Raw genomic sequence first — 18499 nt, 5'->3', positions numbered from 1 at the left:
TCAAGTCACGATTAGATGAGGTAGGGCCACTTGAGGGATAGAATGGGTTCGCGAGGGTTGTCGTCTATTTTCGCACTCAGACGCGAACCTTCTTATAATTGAGGCCAGTGACGAAGCCCTGCTCAAGGCACCACCTGCGTGTCAGGCCAGCGCCAGTGTTGTTCGAGTAAGCCTTCGCGTCCGGGCGAAACCGTAAGAAGGACGGCCACGCAGATGGCTCCGGATGGTTGGTCTTGACGTGAACGAGGACCTCCTCCTCCTCTCGGATATCCTCAATTTCCTTTACTGCGTAGCGACTACCCCATTCCGTGGTGTAGTCGAGCACCGCATGAACGACAGTATGCCGCTGGTTAGGCCTCAGTTTCCGCCGGACCGAGACGTGCTGGGCGAGTTCATCTCGATAGTCCCAATCCCGGAAATAAAGATTGGCCATGCAGTTGAGGATCTGATGTTCATTGATGGCGTCCACGTCCGCTTCGCGTATCACGTCGATCCAACCTGAGCGCTGACCGGTCTGATAAACGGCAGAATCGTACACGATCGCGCATAGTTGGGGAGAAAGTGGGAGAAGGAAAACGGCTCCCGCAGTCTTGACGCCAAAGCTCCGCAGCACCTTGTGACGGCGCTGGAGGTGCAACCTATTCGTGAGGACCGACGGGTCATCGGACGTAACGAAAGGTCGGTGCGTGCGGTTGCGCGCGATGCAGACCTTTAAGTCATCGACGATGCGCATGCTGTCAGCAAAATGCAACATCGCCATTTGGACCGCATTCTTCATGGCATCACGGATGGCGGGCATCGGAATATCGGAACCGGGGATGTCGTGCATGGCAGCTGTCATTTCGGCCGCCTTTCGCGAGGCAGCCTCGGTTCGCAAATGTTGGAGGTAGACAAACCGCTGGATGACGATCTGGACCTTCGCGTTTACGACGGCATTCTCGCTCTTAAGAAAGCGCACGACCTCGCCGTACGGATTCTCGATGGAATTTATGGCACGTTCGAGGCGCTCGTCCTTGCCGTAGAAGTAGTCTCCCGAGCACTGATTCTTAACCGGAGCGTTCTGAACTGGCCTTAAGCGGTCAATGTTGAAAAGATTGATTGCTAAACCTTCGCCGTCCAGAGTGAATGGCTTCAGGTGAACGCGCGGAACGTAGTGTTGGTTCTTGTTGTTGGCCATTTATCACGACTATGCGTTTTGGATGGTACCGTCACCCTCGACTCAGGGAAGCTTGATTGCGCAGCATTAGGCGGCTTCATCGAGATGTCCAGGCCCGCTGGACTTCCCCTTCAAAAGTGGAGGGCTTCTGTTAGATAAAACTGACAGGAGACTTAGAATTGAAGCAGCGCGAATTTACAGAAGATTTCAAACGGGAAGCCGTTCGTATTTTAACGACGAGTGGTCGAAGCATTTCATCGGTTGCGGACGACCTTGGCATTGGCAAATCAACACTTGACCGCTGGCGTCGCAATTTTGCTGAGAAGGATCTGCTTTCTGGTCCGCATGAGGACATGAGCGAGGAACTTGCCCGGCTTCGTAAGGAAAATGAACTCCTGCGACAGGAACGTGACCTACTAAAAAAAGCGACGGCCTTCTTCGCTCGGGAGACAAGTCGATGAAGTTTGCGTTCATCGACACGGAGAAGGCTCATATGTCTCTGTCACGGCTGTGCGCTTTCGCAGGCGTCAGTATCAGCGGTTATTATGCATGGAAGCATCGTTTGCCCAGTCGTCGTCAGCTCGACGATATGATCATCCTGGCGCATATTCGTAATCAGTTTGAGCTGTCACGTGAAACTTATGGCAGCCCTCGAATGCATGTCGAACTGAACGAAGAAGGTATTCGAGCAGGACGTCACCGCACGGCGCGACTGATGCGTGAAAACGGCCTTAAAGCCCGGCAGAAAACTCGCTTCAAACGCACGACCGACAGCAATCATGGTGAGCCCGTCGCTCCCAATCTTCTGGATCAGGACTTCACTTGTGATGGGCCTAATCAAAAATGGGGTGTCGATATCAGTTACATATGGACGGCAGAAGGCTGGCTATATCTGGCAATCGTTGTCGATCTTTATTCGCGTCGCATCATCGGCTGGGAAGCACGCGATAGGATGAAGAAGGATCTGGCGATCAGTGCTTTGAAGAAAGCCATTGCAATCCGTCAACCAAAGCCGGGGCTGATCCAGCACTCGGACAGAGGAAGCCAGTATGCCAGTTATGAGTATCGCAAAATCCTCACAGCTCACAAAATGCTTCCATCCATGAGCGGCAAAGGAAATTGCTATGACAATGCAATGGTGGAAACCGTCTTCAAAACGATCAAGTCGGAACTGATCTGGCGCACTGTGTTCTACACACGTAAGGATGCAATCAAAGCCATTGGCGAATACATTGACGGCTTCTATAATCCTGTGCGCAGACATTCTGCACTCGGATACAAATCACCGATGCAGTTCGAGATGATAAACCGTAAATTAGTGACAGAACCCCTCCACTAAATAAGGGCAAGTCCAGGTAGCCCCGGGTTGCTTCGGGAGAGGGCCTTCACAGGGATCGGCAGCGGCCGGGGCGGTGAAACCAAGTGACGCGAAAATCGCAGCGGGAAGGAGTGAGCACTTGTTCATGCCGCTTTCCTTAGGGCGCGGTTGCCCCGCTTTTGGGCCAAAAGTGCGCGGACGAATTTATCCCATTTGACCATGGCGGCTCGCTTCTCAGGCATATAGTTCCAGCGGTCGTAGCTCTTTGAGCTGACGTCCTGAAGAGTGTGATTTTGGAGGCGATCACGGATCTCCTTGGAAAGTCCGGCTTTGCCAGCCAGCGTCTTCCAGGTTCTACGCAAATCTCGGTTGGTGACGTAAGGGATCACCTCTCGGTCACGTTGGCGCCACATGAAGGAGTAGAGCGTGCCGTGGCTGACCGGCTTCGATGGATCCTTCGCCGAAGGGAAGAACCAGCCGTGTGCGTTGGGTGTGATGGACTCGATGAGATCGGCGGCGGCGCTGGGCACCGGGATGGCATGGGGCTTGCCATTCTTTGTCTTGGACCAGTCGATTATGCGCTCCTTGGCATCCCACTGATCGATATGCAGCCGAGCGATCTCCTCGACGCGTTGACCGGTCAGCATGAGAATGCGGACTGCTCTAGTGTAGGGCGGATGGACAGGAGTGTCGGGGCACTCGAGCCACCGATAGAGACGCAGGAATTCTTCCTCATCCAACCAGCGCGTCCCGACCTTCTTCGGCTCCGTTGGGATGCCCGCCGCAGGGTTGTAGACGAGGCGAAAGCGTCGAGAAGAGGACGATCGATAGTCGTGCTCTGATTTCAGGCCCCAGCTATAGGCGGATCGGATATAACTACGGACGTGATCAGCCATCGATCGCTTTCCACGTTCGTAAATAGGGCGGATTACGTCGGTAATTTCCTCAGGCTCGATATCGCGCGCCGGGCGGTTGCGTCCGAGTGTGTCCGCGACTTTGTTCAACCCTTTTCCGGCTTCCTTCCAGGAAGGTTTCCCTGCGTCCTTGAGATAGGCGACATAGGCTTCGAAAAGGTCCGCGACAGTACCAGGTCGCGTGTCGCCAGCGATCTTGATGCTCCGACCCTTCTGGATCATGTCGGCAAAGTCGCGATGAAAGACCTCTCGTGCCTTCGAGAGTGGCATCGCGGGATAAGATCCGAGCTTCTTCTTGATCCGCTTCTGGTCCCGCCACTGCTGAGCCATCCAGTCCGCTGTTACACGGGTTGGCATTGGCTTCATTACCAGAACCAGGCGGCCGGTTCCGTGTCCCTCGCCATCGACGAGGCTAAGCTGCTTTCCGGTCTGCTCTACCTGTTTAAGGGCTCGGCGTATTTCTCCATCTGTAAGGCTTGGCACTGGGGTCTCCCGTTGGCTTCCAAGTGGGGTCGCCAGACGGTTTTGTGGGGTCGGCGACTGGGGTCAAAAAGGGCTTCGATCCCCTTAAAACCGACCCCAATATGCCATGATATCCGGTAGCGCGACAAGCCAGAAAATCATTGTGTTTCAATGGTATTGAGCGTGATCTAGCGTGATCGAAATGGGGGCAGTGGGATGATTGTGGACGAGAATAATTGCTGTCGCCGAAAGCTCTAATGCACGCCGCACAACTTCGCGCGGATAGACTGGTGTGTGATCGACTGTCCCTTGTTGCTGCACCTCGTCTGCAATGAGGCGGTTCTTTTTATCAAGGAAAAGAATGCGGAATTGTTCCCGCGTTTCATAGGCCATTGCGGTGGTGCAATAAGCGATGACTTGGCTCCAAGAACCAAGAACTTCGCGCTCCATTACGGTGCTGCGTGCGGAGCGCTTGGAGATTGCCTCAACGATCTTGAGTTCAAGTGCGATGGAGGGGCCGATGCCGGGGGTCTCAGCCAGAAGTTTTTCAGGAGCGCCCAATACTTCCGCAACTGTCCCAAAGCGGCTTAACAACGACTTCGCAAGCGGCTTTGTATCCGCGCGCTGGATAACTCTGAATAGCAGTAGCTCAAGCAACTCATAGTCAGCGAGTGCATCCGGTGCAGTCTTGAAGCGCAGTCGTAACCGATCTCGGTGGCCCAGATGATGTGGCTTTTCGAGGGGCGCCTGAACGCGTATGCCCTCGTTGAAGCCGGGAAAGTCGAAGCTTCCCGGACTTTTGTCCTTTGGTGCCATTCTGTTTAAACCCCCGCAGAAACAGTCGACAATTTTAAGTTAGCTTACCGCATGGATGGCGGACCGAAAACGTTTTTCGGTGAAAGTGTAAAGATTTCGCATCCGTCTTTGGTGACGCCAACGGTATGTTCATATTGCGCAGTCAGTGAGCGGTCGCGCGTAACTGCGGTCCAGCCATCCGAAAGAACTTTAACGCCGGGCTTGCCAAGGTTAATCATCGGCTCAATCGTGAAGATCATGCCTTCTTTGATTTCAACGCCTTCGTTGACTGTGCCGTAATGAAGAATATTCGGTGCATCGTGGAAAAGCTGACCAACGCCATGGCCGCAGAAATCGCGTACCACTGAGCAGCGTTCACCTTCTGCATAGGTCTGAATGGCAGCACCAATGGCGCCCGTTTTCACGCCGGGCTTTACAACTTCAATGCCACGCAACAAGCTTTCATAGGTCACTTCAAGAAGGCGCTCGGCTGCACGCTTGATTTCGCCAACCGCATACATGCGACTTGAATCGCCATGCCAACTATCAAGCAAATACGTCACGTCGATATTGACGATGTCACCCTCACGCAGAGGCTTGTCATCTGGAATGCCGTGGCAAACAACATGGTTGATCGATGTACAGGTGGACTTTGTGTAACCGCGATAGTTCAGTGTCGCTGGGAAAGCGCCATTATCCATGCCGAATTCAAAAACGAAACGATCAATTTCATTAGTGGTGACACCTGGCTTCACAATGTCATTCAATGCATCAAGGCAACGAGCAGTAAGATTGCAGACTTTGCGCATGCCCTCAAAGGCGTCTGGGCCATAAAGCCTGATCTGCCCGGTATATTTCATCGGCGCGCTCGTTGCTTCGATATAAGTCACCATCTCGGTCCGTCTTTCTAATATTCTATAGGCACGACTGTTTCAGCACTGATGCCGTTTTCTGTTATGTGGCATCGAATAGCCCAAGCCTCAACCCCGGCCGCGCGTGCGCGGTCAAATGCGCGCGCATAAGTCGGATCAAGATCGCCTGAGATGCTGAATCTGTCGCAATCGTTTCGCTGGATAATAAACACCATCACGCCCCGATAGCCAGCAGATACGACATCGACTAACTCATCAAGGTGTTTCGCACCGCGCGCAGTCATTGTGTCGGGAAATTCTGCAACGCAAGGGGTGCGGATGAAGTGAACGTTTTTCACTTCCACATAGGCACGTGGCTGCTCACCTTCATCAAGCAATATGTCGATGCGTGAGTTTTTACCGTATTTTTGTTCGCGCTTGAGAAGACCGTAATTCTTCAAGTCTGGAATCATGCCGGCAAGAATGGCTTCTTCGGCGATTCTATTCGGCAGCCCCGTGTTGATCCCGACAAGTGTATTGTCAGCTTCAACAATTTGCAGAGTGTGCCGATATTTCCGGTGAGGGGCATCTGAAACGCTTAACCAAACGCGAGATCCCGGTGCCGTGAGGCCGAGCATTGATCCTGTGTTTGGAACGGAAGCCGTAATGAACTGCCCATCGTCGAGCGTAACATCGGCCAAAAAGCGCTTATAGCGGCGCTCAAGGCGACCTGTCACAAGAGGAGGGTTGAAAAGCATGGTCCGATTTAGGCGGATATATGCTCCGATGCAAGCGTCAGTGGCTTTAGAAGAGCGCTGTGAAGATATCTGCCCAACGCATATCGGCACTCAGTACGAGCATAGTTGCGATAAGGCCAGCGCCGAGTAAGGTGAGTGTTGTTTTTGTTTCGCTGGTAATCACGGTCGCCACCAAATTGCTTTTGAACTGGTGGAAACTTCACGCTTAATTTAGCCCGCAATATGATGCGAAAATGTTTATTCGCGGCATTTTGCGGGCAAAGTGTGAGAGCCAATAAGGGTTATTCTTTTACCCAGTTGAAAGCCAATTCTTCACGGAATGCAAAGCGTATGATGTGGCTTGCGACAACATCTTCAATCTGTGACAGGGCTTCTTGCGGAGCCTCAACGATTGCTGTGAGTTTTTCCGAATCTGCATCAAGAGTAACGATGCGATTCTCACCGAGATCAATTCGGCCGTGCTTTGGGGTGAATTCAATGGAAAATTTATGTGTCCAATGTTTGCAGAGCTGCTGCAAATAACGGCTGGCGTGAGCAGTTGGTACGATAGCGGTCGTTTTAGCCATAATCTTGCTGTCCAATTTCAAGTTTTATGGACAGTGCCTAGCATTGCTATCTGAGGAATGTCACTCAGCAAGATATCAATTTTTCGGGAGAATAAAAAACCAGCGAGTGGTACGCCCAAGGGGAATCGAACCCCTGTCTGCGCCGTGAAAGGGCGCTGTCCTAACCGCTAGACGATGGGCGCCTGTTGCTGGTGTGAGTGGGCTTATATGCAGGAAATTTCCGATGCGCAAGTCCTTTTTAGAAAAAATCCAAGAAAATTTTATTTGGAGATTTTTCTGCACGGTGCTTTTGAAAACAATGAGATAGGGCGGCAAGCTGAAGTCATGCTTGCGCGGAAAAGCGCGCTTGCGACAAGTCGCTTTTAGTAGATTGATTATTTTTCTGGAAAAAGAAAAACCAGCAAGTGGTACGCCCAAGGGGAATCGAACCCCTGTCTGCGCCGTGAAAGGGCGCTGTCCTAACCGCTAGACGATGGGCGCCTGTTGCTGGTGTGAGTGGGCTTATATGCAGGAAGATTGTGACTCGCAAGCCCTTAATTCGACTTTTTCATAAAAATATCATGCGAGGCTAATTTTCGCGGCGTGTATTTTGTGGGTAAAAGAGCTATCTAACTGAAATGCAATAAAAAAGCCGGGCAATATGACCCGGCTTTTGTCTTGTTTATCGCTTGCAGCTCCAGTTCCAGTCGCGCTCCGGACCGATATCCACATGCACCGACGTCGTATGACAATAGGTGCCAACACCACCGCGATTGGACATGTTGCGAGCGTAGCGTGCGATTTCGTGTTTCGACACGCCGTCGATTTGAATGTCAGCCGCAGCGCAAATCATATGCAGTGATTTGCGGGCGCCATTCACTTTGCGATTATAAGACGGGCTACGGTAGCCAGAAGTGACCATGACCGGCTTGCGGAAGTGCCGTTCCATAGTCTTGAGCATGGAAACAAGCTGAGGCTTCAGGCAAGCGACATCCACAGTCTCGCGCTGAACTTTCAGGCCGTTGGGGGCTAGACGAGCAAGTCCTGGTGCCGATGCGAGCTGAACGGATGCGTAATCATCATATTCATTCGCATCTATATCGCTGTCATCATAAATACTTTTGCGATGCTTGATTTCAAACCCGCCATTGGCGCGCACGCCGGGAAGGGCATAATTATATTCTTGCGTAGATTTTTTTGTTGGACGCACAACAGCAAGTTTCTTGTTTTCTGCTTTGCTTTCCCCATTAGCATTATCTTCGTTGAAGAGACGAGCAATGCTTCCCTGACCAGCTGTTGCTGGGCGCTGTGGAGCGACATAAGCATTTGCGTTCTTCGCTGACCCGAAAAGCGACGTAACCTGTGTTGGCTTTTCCGCCTCAACGGGCTTGGAAGCTTCAGTTGCCGGAGCTGCTTCCGGTTCGGGCTTTGATTGAGGTGCCGCTGTCGTGGCTTGTTCTTCAGGCTTTTGAGTTTCCGACGCTTGTTCTGGTGCTGCAGGAGCAGCTTCAACTGGCTTTTTGCCAAACATACCAAACAATGAACTGGATTTTGTCTCTGAGGCGAGGGCTGCAACCTGAACAGGCGCTTCCTGTTTCGGTGCGCCTTCTGCAGATGCGGTCGCTGTTGGATTTGTTTTTGCGTTTTCGGTGGGAGCTGTTTTTTCAGCTGCCGCTGGCTTTGTTGATTCTTTGGCTGTTTCAGCTGCTACTGTTTGGTCGGCCGCGCTTTGAAGAGTTTCAGCAATGACGGAACCATCTGGGTCATTCGTCATTTGTAATGGTGAGGTGCCATTACTGGTCGATGTACAAGATGTAAGAACGAGCGCGAGCAAGGCTACGCTACCAGAAAGTAGTCTTCTTGTCGTCGTGTGCGTTGCTACTGCGAATTTCAATATCTGCTCCAGCTCGATGTCCCATACAGATGGGCTTGACCATTTTAACGAGCCGGAAAATCCTGATCTCGTTTGGTTTGGGGAGATCGGCTTCCCCATGTGAGTCGCGCTAAAGCATTTTCAAGCAGCTTTACTCACAAAGACCGGCAATGAAGGCCAGCTTAGATAGTTCAATTTCTTCAATGCCTTATTACAAATTCATCGTGAATGCAGTTGGTCTAAAGCATGAGTAGACAAGTTACCAAATGATAAGTTGTAACCAATTTTTAGGGTTTTTAACTGCCAAACGCAACTATTGAAAGTGATCAGTGTTTGAATAAATCGGATTTCACTTTTGTTTTACGTAAAAATAACGCAATATTACTAATTGTAACTTTTGGTTATACCTGTTGTTGAACGTGCTTTTGAAGCGTAAGGATTGTGCCGGGTCGCAACTCGGTTGTTGACATGACGTAGCGAGTTGGTGCTATCCACTTTCCGATATATTATCTGCGTCGGGCGAGTTATAGATTTCGCAAGAACAGACATTAGTGAAGAACACCAGGATTGGAACCCGACATATGACCAAGAGCACGCGGACGTTTGCCAATATCATGCTGGCAGCAACAGCCGTGGCGCTTCTCGCGGGTTGTGCTGGCGGTCCTGAATTTCAGGGTACGCCGCAGGAAGGTGCGAAGCGCACTGATACCTATCCGACCTTTGGACGTATGCCGAAAGCTGCCACCGTCCAGATTACGCCGGAAGAAAAGGCGCAGATGATGTCTGGTCTTGATTCTGATCGCACGCGATTGGCCGCAACACGCTCGTCCGCAAGTACGCTCACTCCTGCTCAAGCTGCCGCATTGCGCAAGCAAGCGCAGGATGAAGCCGCCGCTACACTGAAGCAGATCGAAGCCGGGGAATAAGAGGCTTTTCGTCAATAAAAGCTTCGTCGCAGAACTGTAACAAGTCTCGACCCGATTCGATAACAGGTGTATAGCTCCAAACGCGGCGCATGCGCGCCGTTTCATTCAACTCCCTTCTGGAACAGGATCATGTCGGAAGAATTTCATAAAGTCCGTCGTTTGCCACCTTATGTCTTTGAACAGGTTAACCGCCTGAAGGCATCAGCGCGAGCGGCCGGAGCCGACATCATTGATCTCGGAATGGGTAACCCTGATTTGCCAACACCGAAGAACATTGTCGATAAGCTTTGCGAAGCGGTGCAGGACCCGCGCGCGCATCGTTATTCGTCGTCAAAGGGTATTCCCGGTCTTCGTCGTGCGCAGGCACAATATTATGCGCGCCGTTTCGGCGTGAAGCTCAACCCGGATACGCAGGTTGTGGCTACGCTTGGCTCCAAGGAAGGCTTCGCCAATATGGCGCAGGCGATCACTGCGCCCGGCGATGTCGTACTTTGCCCGGATCCAACCTATCCAATTCATTCGTTCGGCTTCATCATGTCGGGTGGTGTTATTCGCTCGATCCCTGCAAAGCCGGATGAAGAGTTCATCCGTGCGCTGGATCGTGCGGTAAAGCATTCCATTCCAAAGCCGCTTGCGCTGATCTTGAACTTCCCGTCGAACCCGACTGCCTATGTCGCGACCCTTGATTTCTACAAGGATGTAGTCGATTTCGCGCGTAAGAATGATCTGATCATTCTTTCTGATCTGGCCTATTCGGAAATCTATTTCGACGATAACAATCCTCCGCCATCGGTTCTTGAAGTGCCGGGTGCTATGGATGTTGCGGTCGAGTTCACCTCGATGTCGAAGACATTCTCGATGCCGGGTTGGCGTATGGGCTTTGCGGTTGGCAATGAGCGTCTGATTGCAGCACTGACGCGCGTTAAATCCTATCTCGATTATGGTGCTTTCACGCCAATTCAGGTTGCAGCAACCGCAGCACTCAATGGCGACGGTTCTGACATTGCTTATGTCCGTAACGTCTATAAGCAGCGTCGCGATGTGCTCGTCGACAGTTTTGGCCGCGCAGGCTGGGATGTGCCGCCACCAGCGGCAACCATGTTCGCTTGGGTTCCGATTCCAGAACGTTTCCGCGCGTTGGGCTCGCTTGAATTTTCCAAGCTGCTGGTTGAAATGGCTGATGTTGCTGTTGCTCCGGGCGTAGGTTTTGGTGAGCATGGCGATGAATATGTTCGTATAGCACTGGTTGAAAACGAACATCGCATTCGCCAGGCTGCTCGCAACATCAAGCGCTTCCTGTCTGCCAAGGACGAGAATGTGCAAAACATCATTCCGCTTGAAGGTCGCCGTTAACAGCCTTTAAGATAAAGCGAGGGCCGTCTTCTGGTCGGTCCTTGTTTCCCACCACATATAATTCAACAATTCAGAGAGACAGAACAATGAGTGATGCATTGCGGATCGGCGTTGCCGGACTGGGCACCGTTGGTGCTTCGGTGTTGCGTATTCTACGTGACAAGGCCGAAATGCTCACTCGTCAATGCGGTAAGCCGGTTGTTGTTACAGCGGTGAGCGCTCGTGACCGCTCGCGCGATCGCGGTGTCGATCTTTCTGGCATTGAATGGTTTGATGATTCAGTCGAACTGGCGAAAAGTGCGAATATCGATGTTTTTGTTGAACTCATAGGCGGCGATGAAGGTCCGGCTAAATCTGCTGTTGAAGCTGCATTGCGTGCAGGTCATCATGTTGTGACTGCCAACAAGGCGCTTCTTGCAAAGCATGGCGTCTCGCTTGCCAAAATTGCCGAAGAAAAAGGTGTTCTTCTTAACTTTGAAGCGGCCGTTGCAGGCGGAATCCCCGTTATCAAAGCGATGCGTGAATCGTTGACTGGCAATACAGTGTCGCGCGTTTACGGCATTATGAACGGCACTTGTAACTATATCCTGACGCGGATGTGGGAAGAGGGCATTTCGTTTGAGGATTGTCTCGCAGATGCACAGCGCCTTGGCTATGCCGAAGCTGATCCGACTTTCGATATTGAAGGCAACGACACGGCGCACAAACTTGCGCTGCTGACGAGCCTCGCATTTGGCACCCAGATCGCTGCTGACGATATATATCTCGAAGGCATCAGCAATATTTCACTTGCCGATATTCGCGCCGCTGATGAGCTTGGCTATCGTATCAAGTTGCTTGGCGTTGCGCAGAAAACCGATACTGGCATTGAACAGCGCGTTCATCCAACAATGGTGCCAACCTCGTCGGTAATCGCACAGGTCCATGGCGTGACCAATGCGGTTGCAATCGAGACTGACCTTCTGGGCGAACTGCTGCTTTCGGGTCCGGGTGCTGGCGGTAATGCCACAGCATCGGCGGTGATTGGCGATATTGCTGACATTGCCAAGAGTCGCCCTGGCTTCCAGCATGGTCCTGTTTTTGGAACGCCTGCGAAAGCCTTGCAGCCATATAAGCGCGCTAAAATGCGCAAGCATGCTGGCGGCTACTTCATTCGCTTGACGGTTTATGATCGCATCGGTGCTTTTGCCGCTATCGCTAAGCGCATGGCCGAAAATGACATTTCGCTTGAATCGATTGTCCAGCGCCCGCTGATGGATAGCGATGTCAGCGACGGTATCAAGACAGTCATTCTTGTTACCCATGAAACGACCGAATCCGCTGTTAAAAAGGCGCTTGAGGTGATTCTTAAGGATGATCATCTGGTCAACAAGCCGCAGATGATCCGCATCGAACGCGCTGGCTGATTGCTCGCTAAAGCTGCCGCTCTTGATGGGCGGCAGCGTTTTTGCTAAGAAGACTGCATCGGAATAGTACGATAGAGAGACACAATGGAAAAGGAGGGCTGTAATATGGATGTGACGCGTCACGACCGTCATCGTCAGTATGGCCCTGATTTTGCCCTGCAACAGTAAATTGTGCAGGGCCGATTAAGACTTACAGAACAGTCTTTTTCTGCCTTTTCTGAAGGCTCAGCTTTATTTGCTGTAGCCAAAAATTTGCAAGCACATTGATTGAAGCTGTTTGAGAACTGCTCGCCAGTGCTTGGCCAAATTGGGCCTATTGCCATGTCTCTTTTATCTGTTCAGAATCTTTCGCTTACCCTTCATCAGACCTTGTTCGCTAACCTCGATTTTGTCGTGGGTGAGGGTGAACGTCTGGGTATTGTTGCCGCTAATGGTCGTGGAAAGACCAGCCTTTTACGCCTTATAGTTGGCGAAGGTGAGCCGACCAGCGGTGTCATTACCCGCTCGCGTGGGCTGAAAATTGGTTATGTCAGCCAGTATGTTGCCGACGACCTGATGGACCTCTCTTTTTATGATCTGGTCCTCAGTGGATTGGATGAAGATGCGCGCGACTATGAGAGCTGGCGCGCAGACATAGTGCTCGATGATTTGAATGTTCCGGCAGAACTGCGCGATCTTGCTGTTCGACAATTAAGCGGAGGTTGGCAACGGCTTGCGCTGCTGGCGCGCACATGGGTTTCCGAGCCTGACGTGCTTTTGCTCGACGAGCCGACCAATCACCTCGACCTTGAAAAAGTGCATTTGCTGGAAAACTGGCTTGATGCACTGCCCCGTTCAGTCGCCGTGATCGTATGCAGCCATGATCGTGCTTTTCTCGATGAGGTCACGAAACGCACACTTTTCCTGCGTGCAGAAAAGTCGTTCGTCTTTGCGTTGCCGTACAGCCAAGCGCGTGTGGCGCTTGACGAGATTGATGCGGCTGATGCGCGCCAGTTTGAAAAGGACATGAAAACTGTTCAGCAATTGCGCAGACAGGCCGCCAAGCTCAACAATATCGGTATCAATTCGGGCAGTGATTTGCTGGTCGTGAAAACCAAACAATTGCGTGCGCGTGCCGAGAAAATTGAGGAAAGTGCTAAAGCAGCGCATGTTGAGCGCTCTGCGGGCAAGATCAAGCTTGATGGGCGAGGTAGCCATGCCAAAGCGCTGATTGTGATTGGTCAGGCCGAGATTGCGACGCCTGACGGTCGGGCTCTCTACAAAACCGGCCAGCTTTGGATCAATCCGGGCGATCGAATCGTGCTGCTTGGCGCGAACGGAACCGGCAAAACGCGGCTTCTCACACAGGTCCGGGAAGCTATAATTCATCCAGAACAATCGCTTGCGGGCATTAAAGCGACGCCTTCGCTCGTGCTGGGCTATAGTGATCAGGCTTTGTCTGAGTTGAAAGGTGACTGGACGCCTTTTGAAACGATCATGAAGCGTTTCGATGTCGGCGACCAGCGAGCACGTTCCTTGCTTGCCGGTGCCGGTATGACGCTTGAGATGCAGGCCAAACCTTTGTCGCGGCTTTCGGGCGGACAAAAGGCGCGGCTTGCCATGCTGGTTCTGCGGCTTACAAAGCCAAACTTCTACATTCTTGATGAACCGACCAATCACCTCGACATTGATGGGCAGGAAATGCTGGAAGCAGAACTGCTGAGCGATGAAACCGCGAGCCTGATTGTTTCGCATGATCGCAGTTTCGTGCGCAATATTGGCAATCGTTTCTGGGTTATTGATCGAAAAAAGCTGATTGAAGTGGAAAGCCCCGAGGCTTTCTTCGGCTATGCTAAAGGCTGAAATATCGGGCTTTTTGCGCTAAATCGATTAAGAGTTAGAGCGGAAAATGTTTTTGCCGCTCTTTCTCTTGCAGGTCGGCAGGGACTTTGACAAACCATTTGCTCAATGTCGCTATAGATGGCGAAACACACATTTCATATGAATTCAGGACTTTGTTCACATGGCCAAGACTTCAGAACAGCAACCGCAACGACCAGCGCAGGGACTTGATCGCATTTTGACGCTTGAGCTGGTTCGCGTTGCCGAACGAGCAGCGGTTGCAGCTGCGCGTCTGCGCGGACGTGGCGATGAGATGGCTGCTGATCAGGCCGCTGTTGATGCCATGCGTCAGGAACTCAATCGTCTGCCGATTGCCGGAACAGTCGTGATTGGCGAAGGCGAACGCGATGAAGCGCCGATGCTTTATATTGGCGAAGAAGTTGGCACTAAGCAGGGGCCGGATGTCGATATTGCGCTAGATCCGCTGGAAGGCACCACGATCTGCGCAAAGAACCTGCCGAACTCGTTGGCGGTGATCGCTATCGCTGAGAAGGGCAATCTGCTCTATGCGCCCGACGTTTACATGGAAAAGATTGCTGTCGGTCCGGGCTATCCGAAAGGCGTTGTCGATCTTGACGCGACAGCCACTCATAATATCCATGCTATTGCGAAAGCAAAAGGTGTGCAGCCTCATGAAATCACGGCCTGCATTATGGATCGTCCGCGTCATGCTCGTCTTATTGAAGAAGTACGCGCAACCGGTGCTTCCATTCGTTTGATCGGTGATGGCGACGTTGCGGGTGTGATGCACACGACCAATCCGGACGAAACCGGCATTGATATTTATATCGGTATCGGTGGTGCGCCGGAAGGTGTGCTGGCTGCGGCGGCTTTGCGCTGCATTGGTGGTCAGATGCAGGGACGCTTGCAGCTTAATTCGGATGAGAAGATCGCTCGCGCTGCCAAGATGGGTATTTCGGACCCGAAGAAAATCTACACGATGGAAGAAATGGCCAAGGGAGACGTCCTGTTTGCTGCAACCGGCGTGACGGATGGCAATATGCTTTCAGGCGTTAAGTTCGCACGAGATTATATCCAAACTCATACAATCGTTATGCGTTCAAGCTCGCAGACCGTTCGTGAAATTAAGGCGAGGCACCAGGATCTGTCTAAATTCTAACAGAACTATCGATATTTAGGCTCTGGCTGCCTGCAAATGGTGTTTTTCTACGCTTCCGGTGCTCATGTACCCTTTAGTACATTCCGCTCCGGTTCTCGAACTCCACCATTTTCGGTACGCCATAACCGAAATCTCTTCTGGTTCCCGACTTATGATCCAACGGCGGCATTGCAAAAATGCCGCCTTTTGTGTCTTTAAGAAACCATGACAACAGAACGCTATTTTCTCGGTATCCGTAAATCTGTCACCGGCCAGAAATGGATGGACCGGCTCGGCCCGCGTGAGGCCAATACAGCGCTTGCGATTGCGCAGCATCACGGCATTTCTGATCTTGTTTCGCGGGTGTTGGCGGGGCGTGGTGTGAGTGTTGAGGGTGCGCCGGAATTTATTGATCCTAGCCTGCGCAATCTGATGCCCGATCCGGCTATGCTGACCGATATGGATAAAGCCGCAAACCGGATTGCAGATGCCATTATGCGTCGCGAAACCGTTGCGATTTTTGGTGACTATGATGTGGATGGCGCATGTTCATCTGCGTTGATGGCGCGTTTTCTCAAGCATTACGGCATTACGCATTCGATCTACATTCCGGATCGTATTTTTGAGGGTTATGGCCCGAACCCTGATGCCATGCGTGAGCTGGTCGCAAAGGGCGCATCGCTTATCGTGACGGTAGACTGCGGCACCAACAGCGCGCCATCGATTACGGCTGCAAAAGAAGCGGGCGCTGATGTTGTCGTGCTTGATCACCATCAGGTCGGCGGCGATCTGCCCGACGATGCTGTGGCAATCGTCAATCCGAATCGTGAAGACGATATTTCGCAGCAAGAGCATCTATGTGCCGCGGGCGTTGTTTTTCTGACGCTTGTTCAGGTGACAAAAATTCTGCGGGAGCGGGGCAAAGGGGCAGGGCCTGATCTGCTTTCGCTGCTTGATCTGGTCGCACTTGCAACCGTTTGCGACGTGGTGCCGCTCAAAGGTGTAAACCGCGCGTTTGTGGTCAAAGGTTTGCTCGTTGCGCGTAGCCAGAGCAATGCCGGACTTGCAGCGCTGGGGCGCGTTGCACGTATTGGCGAACCGCTTAATGTTTTCCACCTCGGTTATCTGATTGGCCCGCGTATCAATGCCGGTGGCCGCATTGGTGATGCGGGCTTAGGTGCTCGCTTGTTGACACTGGATGATTCCACTGCCGCTGATCCGATTGCGGTTGAGCTTGACCGGCTCAATCAGGAGCGGCAGGCGATGGAAGCCGAAATGCTGATTGAAGCAGAAGCAGAAGCCTCGCTGGAGCTTTCGGGTGGAGCTGGCGCATCTGTGATCGTGACGGCAAGTGATCGCTGGCATCCGGGTATTGTCGGGCTTCTGGCCTCACGGCTCAAAGAAAAAGCGCGTCGCCCTGCTTTTGCTATCTCATTTAATGCCAACGGTATTGGTTCCGGCTCGGGACGCTCAATTTCCGGGCTTGATCTTGGCAAGCTTGTGCGCGGCGCGATGGAACGCGGATTGCTTGTGAAAGGTGGCGGTCATGCGATGGCTGCTGGTATCACCATTGAGCGTTCCAAGCTTGGCGCGCTGCGGGCATATCTTGAAGAAGAATCGGCTGATACTGTCGCGCGTTTGCGTGAAAATCAGAGTCTTTCGATTGATGGTGCGGTGGCTGCATCAGGTGCAACAGTCGCACTTTACGAATCTTTGCAGAAGGCAGGGCCTTTTGGCTCTGCGCATCCGCAGCCGGTTCTGGCGCTGCCACATCACGTTCTCGCTGATGTACGAACAGTCGGGCGTGATCATGTCCGTGTTGTCTTGCGTGGAGCCGATGGAAAGCGTGTGAATGCGATTGCGTTTCGTGCTGCTGAAGGCGATCTGGGGCGGTTTTTGTTCAATAATATTGGTCAAAGCGTACACATAGTTGGTAATCTGTCGCTCAATCACTGGAACGGTTCTGTCACGCCTCAGATACAGATTCTGGATGCGGCTGTGCCTGTTTGAATTTTCTCAACTTTTTTGTCTTCACGCTCTTGTGAAAGTGGGGGGTGAATTCCCATATGATCACGGAATAAAATAATCTGTGATGACTCTATTGGGAGATACTTATGCCGGGTTCCGGAAACCGCCTGACCAAACTGACCGCTGCAATGGTCCTTGGGCTTATCGCCTCTTTTGCCGCTGTCGATTTCGCCGAGGCTCGCCGTGCAGGCGGGGGCGGTTTTGGTAGCCGTGGTGCGCGTACTTATCAGGCGCCTGCACCAACACGGACTGCACCGAACAATGCAGCACCTGTTGAGCGTTCGATGACGCCAAATACAGGTGCACAACAGACCAATCGTCCGGGAGCTGCCGCTGGCACGCAAAATACAGCCGCACGTTCGGGCGGAATGTTCGGCAATTTTGGACGTTCGATGCTCGGTGGTCTTCTTGTTGGCGGTCTGATTGGCATGCTGCTGGGTAACGGCCTTGGCGGCATGGCCGGTATGTTCGGCCTTCTCTTGCAGGTTGCGGTCATCGCTCTGATTGCGATGTTCGTTATGCGTATGATTGCAAATCGTCGTCAGACGGCAGCCGCGGGCGCAGGCAATGCAGGTGCTCAACCCTTTAATGCTTCGCAGGTCTTTGGTTTTGCAAAGACTGCTGCACCGAAGTCAAACACTGCAAGCCGCACGCCTTCGGTTAATCCGTTTGCCAACAAGCAGGCTGACGCTCCAGTTGCGCCTGTTGTTGAAGAAGAGCCAATGGATGTGGGTCAGGAAGAGCTTGATCGTTTTGAGCAGATGCTTTCTGAAATCCAGACCGCTTATGGCCGTGAGGATTATGCGGCGCTGCGTAAGCTCGCAACACCGGAAGCCATGTCGTATCTCGCAGAAGAACTCGGCGAAATCGCTTCGAGCGGTATGCGCAATGAAGTGAAGGACGTGAAGTTGCTTCAGGGCGATGTTTCCGAAGCATGGCGCGAAGGCAATGTCGATTATGCGACTGTCGCTATCCGCTACTCGGCAATCGATGTTATGCTTGATCGCAACACGGGTGCGGTCGTTGAAGGCAACCCGGATGAGCCAGTGGAAAGCGTCGAAGTCTGGACGTTTACCCGCGTTGACGGTGGTGATTGGTTGCTTGCAGCCATTCAGGGCACTGAATAATAGAAAA

At 52.3% G+C, this 18499-nt stretch carries 15 protein-coding genes, 2 tRNA genes and 1 pseudogene; 9 read left to right on the top strand and 9 right to left on the bottom strand.

Translation table 11 applies throughout. The features are described from left to right. Positions 1 to 76: 76 nt before the first annotated feature. Positions 77 to 1177 (bottom strand): DUF4238 domain-containing protein, encoded by a 1101-nt coding sequence (locus tag U2P60_RS16310; protein ID WP_413573360.1) that lies wholly within the window; start codon positions 1175 to 1177, stop codon positions 77 to 79. 158 nt (positions 1178 to 1335) lie between these two features. On the opposite strand from U2P60_RS16310, the gene U2P60_RS16305 reads away from it, so the two are divergent. Further along, a protein-coding gene (locus U2P60_RS16305) for an IS3 family transposase (RefSeq protein WP_413570911.1) occupies positions 1336 to 2495 on the top strand; the annotation gives its coding sequence in 2 pieces (ribosomal slippage) (positions 1336 to 1597 and positions 1597 to 2495; 1161 coding nt in all). A gap of 122 nt (positions 2496 to 2617) precedes the next feature. On the opposite strand, the gene U2P60_RS16300 is transcribed toward U2P60_RS16305, so the two are convergent. The 6 genes and pseudogenes from U2P60_RS16300 to U2P60_RS16275 all read right to left on the bottom strand — a co-directional run bounded on the left by U2P60_RS16300 (position 2618) and on the right by U2P60_RS16275 (position 7002). Next, the gene (locus tag U2P60_RS16300; protein ID WP_413573359.1) at positions 2618 to 3871 is read right to left on the bottom strand and encodes a tyrosine-type recombinase/integrase; all 1254 of its coding nucleotides are present in this window, start codon (positions 3869 to 3871) and stop codon (positions 2618 to 2620) included. A 189-nt stretch (positions 3872 to 4060) separates the two neighbouring features. Then, positions 4061 to 4666: pseudogene (locus U2P60_RS16295) on the bottom strand (JAB domain-containing protein); the annotation flags it as partial. Positions 4667 to 4710: 44 nt separating this feature from the next. Continuing rightward, positions 4711 to 5538 (bottom strand): type I methionyl aminopeptidase, encoded by an 828-nt coding sequence (gene map / locus U2P60_RS16290; protein ID WP_313826656.1) that lies wholly within the window; start codon positions 5536 to 5538, stop codon positions 4711 to 4713. A 14-nt stretch (positions 5539 to 5552) separates the two neighbouring features. Then, the gene (sfsA, locus tag U2P60_RS16285; RefSeq protein ID WP_413573358.1) at positions 5553 to 6254 is read right to left on the bottom strand and encodes a DNA/RNA nuclease SfsA; all 702 of its coding nucleotides are present in this window, start codon (positions 6252 to 6254) and stop codon (positions 5553 to 5555) included. A 281-nt stretch (positions 6255 to 6535) separates the two neighbouring features. Beyond that, positions 6536 to 6820, bottom strand: a complete 285-nt coding sequence (locus U2P60_RS16280; protein WP_413573357.1) for a DUF2218 domain-containing protein — start codon at positions 6818 to 6820, stop codon at positions 6536 to 6538. Between the two features lie 107 nt (positions 6821 to 6927). Next, positions 6928 to 7002, bottom strand: a tRNA-Glu gene (locus U2P60_RS16275). 25 nt (positions 7003 to 7027) lie between these two features. Between U2P60_RS16275 and U2P60_RS16270 the strand changes: the two genes are divergently transcribed. Continuing rightward, positions 7028 to 7186 (top strand): hypothetical protein, encoded by a 159-nt coding sequence (locus U2P60_RS16270; RefSeq protein ID WP_413573356.1) that lies wholly within the window; start codon positions 7028 to 7030, stop codon positions 7184 to 7186. A 39-nt stretch (positions 7187 to 7225) separates the two neighbouring features. On the opposite strand, the gene U2P60_RS16265 is transcribed toward U2P60_RS16270, so the two are convergent. Together U2P60_RS16265 and U2P60_RS16260 are read right to left on the bottom strand one after the other, a co-directional pair. Beyond that, positions 7226 to 7300: transfer RNA gene (locus U2P60_RS16265), tRNA-Glu, on the bottom strand. 181 nt (positions 7301 to 7481) lie between these two features. Continuing rightward, a complete protein-coding gene (locus tag U2P60_RS16260) occupies positions 7482 to 8693 on the bottom strand; it encodes a D-Ala-D-Ala carboxypeptidase family metallohydrolase (protein ID WP_413573355.1) in 1212 nt (403 codons plus the stop codon). A 560-nt stretch (positions 8694 to 9253) separates the two neighbouring features. Here U2P60_RS16260 and U2P60_RS16255 point away from each other — a divergent pair. From U2P60_RS16255 to U2P60_RS16225, 7 genes are all read left to right on the top strand, one after another. Further along, positions 9254 to 9598 carry a hypothetical protein gene (locus U2P60_RS16255; RefSeq protein ID WP_250044567.1) on the top strand — a complete coding sequence of 115 codons (345 nt, stop codon included), beginning with the start codon at positions 9254 to 9256 and terminating at the stop codon, positions 9596 to 9598. A 129-nt stretch (positions 9599 to 9727) separates the two neighbouring features. Continuing rightward, positions 9728 to 10951: an LL-diaminopimelate aminotransferase gene (locus U2P60_RS16250; RefSeq protein ID WP_313826652.1), complete on the top strand. Its 1224-nt coding sequence runs from the start codon at positions 9728 to 9730 to the stop codon at positions 10949 to 10951. Positions 10952 to 11037: 86 nt separating this feature from the next. Continuing rightward, complete coding sequence (locus tag U2P60_RS16245; RefSeq protein ID WP_413573354.1) at positions 11038 to 12357, top strand: homoserine dehydrogenase; 1320 nt, start codon at positions 11038 to 11040, stop codon at positions 12355 to 12357. Positions 12358 to 12678: 321 nt separating this feature from the next. Then, positions 12679 to 14199, top strand: coding sequence for an ABC-F family ATP-binding cassette domain-containing protein (locus tag U2P60_RS16240; RefSeq protein ID WP_413573353.1), 1521 nt, complete (start codon positions 12679 to 12681; stop codon positions 14197 to 14199). A 160-nt stretch (positions 14200 to 14359) separates the two neighbouring features. Continuing rightward, the gene (gene glpX / locus U2P60_RS16235) at positions 14360 to 15358 is read left to right on the top strand and encodes a class II fructose-bisphosphatase (protein ID WP_413573352.1); all 999 of its coding nucleotides are present in this window, start codon (positions 14360 to 14362) and stop codon (positions 15356 to 15358) included. 204 nt (positions 15359 to 15562) lie between these two features. After that, positions 15563 to 17347: a single-stranded-DNA-specific exonuclease RecJ gene (gene recJ, locus U2P60_RS16230; RefSeq protein ID WP_413573351.1), complete on the top strand. Its 1785-nt coding sequence runs from the start codon at positions 15563 to 15565 to the stop codon at positions 17345 to 17347. Positions 17348 to 17451: 104 nt separating this feature from the next. Continuing rightward, on the top strand, positions 17452 to 18492 hold the full coding sequence (locus U2P60_RS16225; RefSeq protein WP_413573350.1) for a Tim44 domain-containing protein: 1041 nt from the start codon (positions 17452 to 17454) through the stop codon (positions 18490 to 18492). The last annotated feature ends 7 nt before the right edge of the window (positions 18493 to 18499 follow it).

The organism is Brucella sp. H1_1004, from assembly GCF_047308065.1.
In the GTDB taxonomy this organism is placed as follows: Bacteria; Pseudomonadota; Alphaproteobacteria; order Rhizobiales; family Rhizobiaceae; genus Brucella; species Brucella pseudogrignonensis_B.
The sequence above is the reverse complement of the archived record's forward strand: the minus strand, read 5'-3'. Positions and strand labels throughout refer to the sequence as shown.

Bases quoted from the DNA above. Each gene is read 5' to 3' on its own strand.
- U2P60_RS16310 (WP_413573360.1), bottom strand. From the start codon at position 1,177: ATGGCCAACAACAAGAACCAACACTACGTTCCGCGCGTTCACCTGAAG.
- map (WP_313826656.1), bottom strand. From the start codon at position 5,538: ATGGTGACTTATATCGAAGCAACGAGCGCGCCGATGAAATATACCGGG.
- sfsA (WP_413573358.1), bottom strand. From the start codon at position 6,254: ATGCTTTTCAACCCTCCTCTTGTGACAGGTCGCCTTGAGCGCCGCTAT.
- U2P60_RS16280 (WP_413573357.1), bottom strand. From the start codon at position 6,820: ATGGCTAAAACGACCGCTATCGTACCAACTGCTCACGCCAGCCGTTAT.
- U2P60_RS16270 (WP_413573356.1), top strand. From the start codon at position 7,028: ATGCAGGAAATTTCCGATGCGCAAGTCCTTTTTAGAAAAAATCCAAGA.
- U2P60_RS16255 (WP_250044567.1), top strand. From the start codon at position 9,254: ATGACCAAGAGCACGCGGACGTTTGCCAATATCATGCTGGCAGCAACA.
- U2P60_RS16250 (WP_313826652.1), top strand. From the start codon at position 9,728: ATGTCGGAAGAATTTCATAAAGTCCGTCGTTTGCCACCTTATGTCTTT.
- U2P60_RS16245 (WP_413573354.1), top strand. From the start codon at position 11,038: ATGAGTGATGCATTGCGGATCGGCGTTGCCGGACTGGGCACCGTTGGT.
- U2P60_RS16240 (WP_413573353.1), top strand. From the start codon at position 12,679: ATGTCTCTTTTATCTGTTCAGAATCTTTCGCTTACCCTTCATCAGACC.
- glpX (WP_413573352.1), top strand. From the start codon at position 14,360: ATGGCCAAGACTTCAGAACAGCAACCGCAACGACCAGCGCAGGGACTT.
- recJ (WP_413573351.1), top strand. From the start codon at position 15,563: ATGACAACAGAACGCTATTTTCTCGGTATCCGTAAATCTGTCACCGGC.
- U2P60_RS16225 (WP_413573350.1), top strand. From the start codon at position 17,452: ATGCCGGGTTCCGGAAACCGCCTGACCAAACTGACCGCTGCAATGGTC.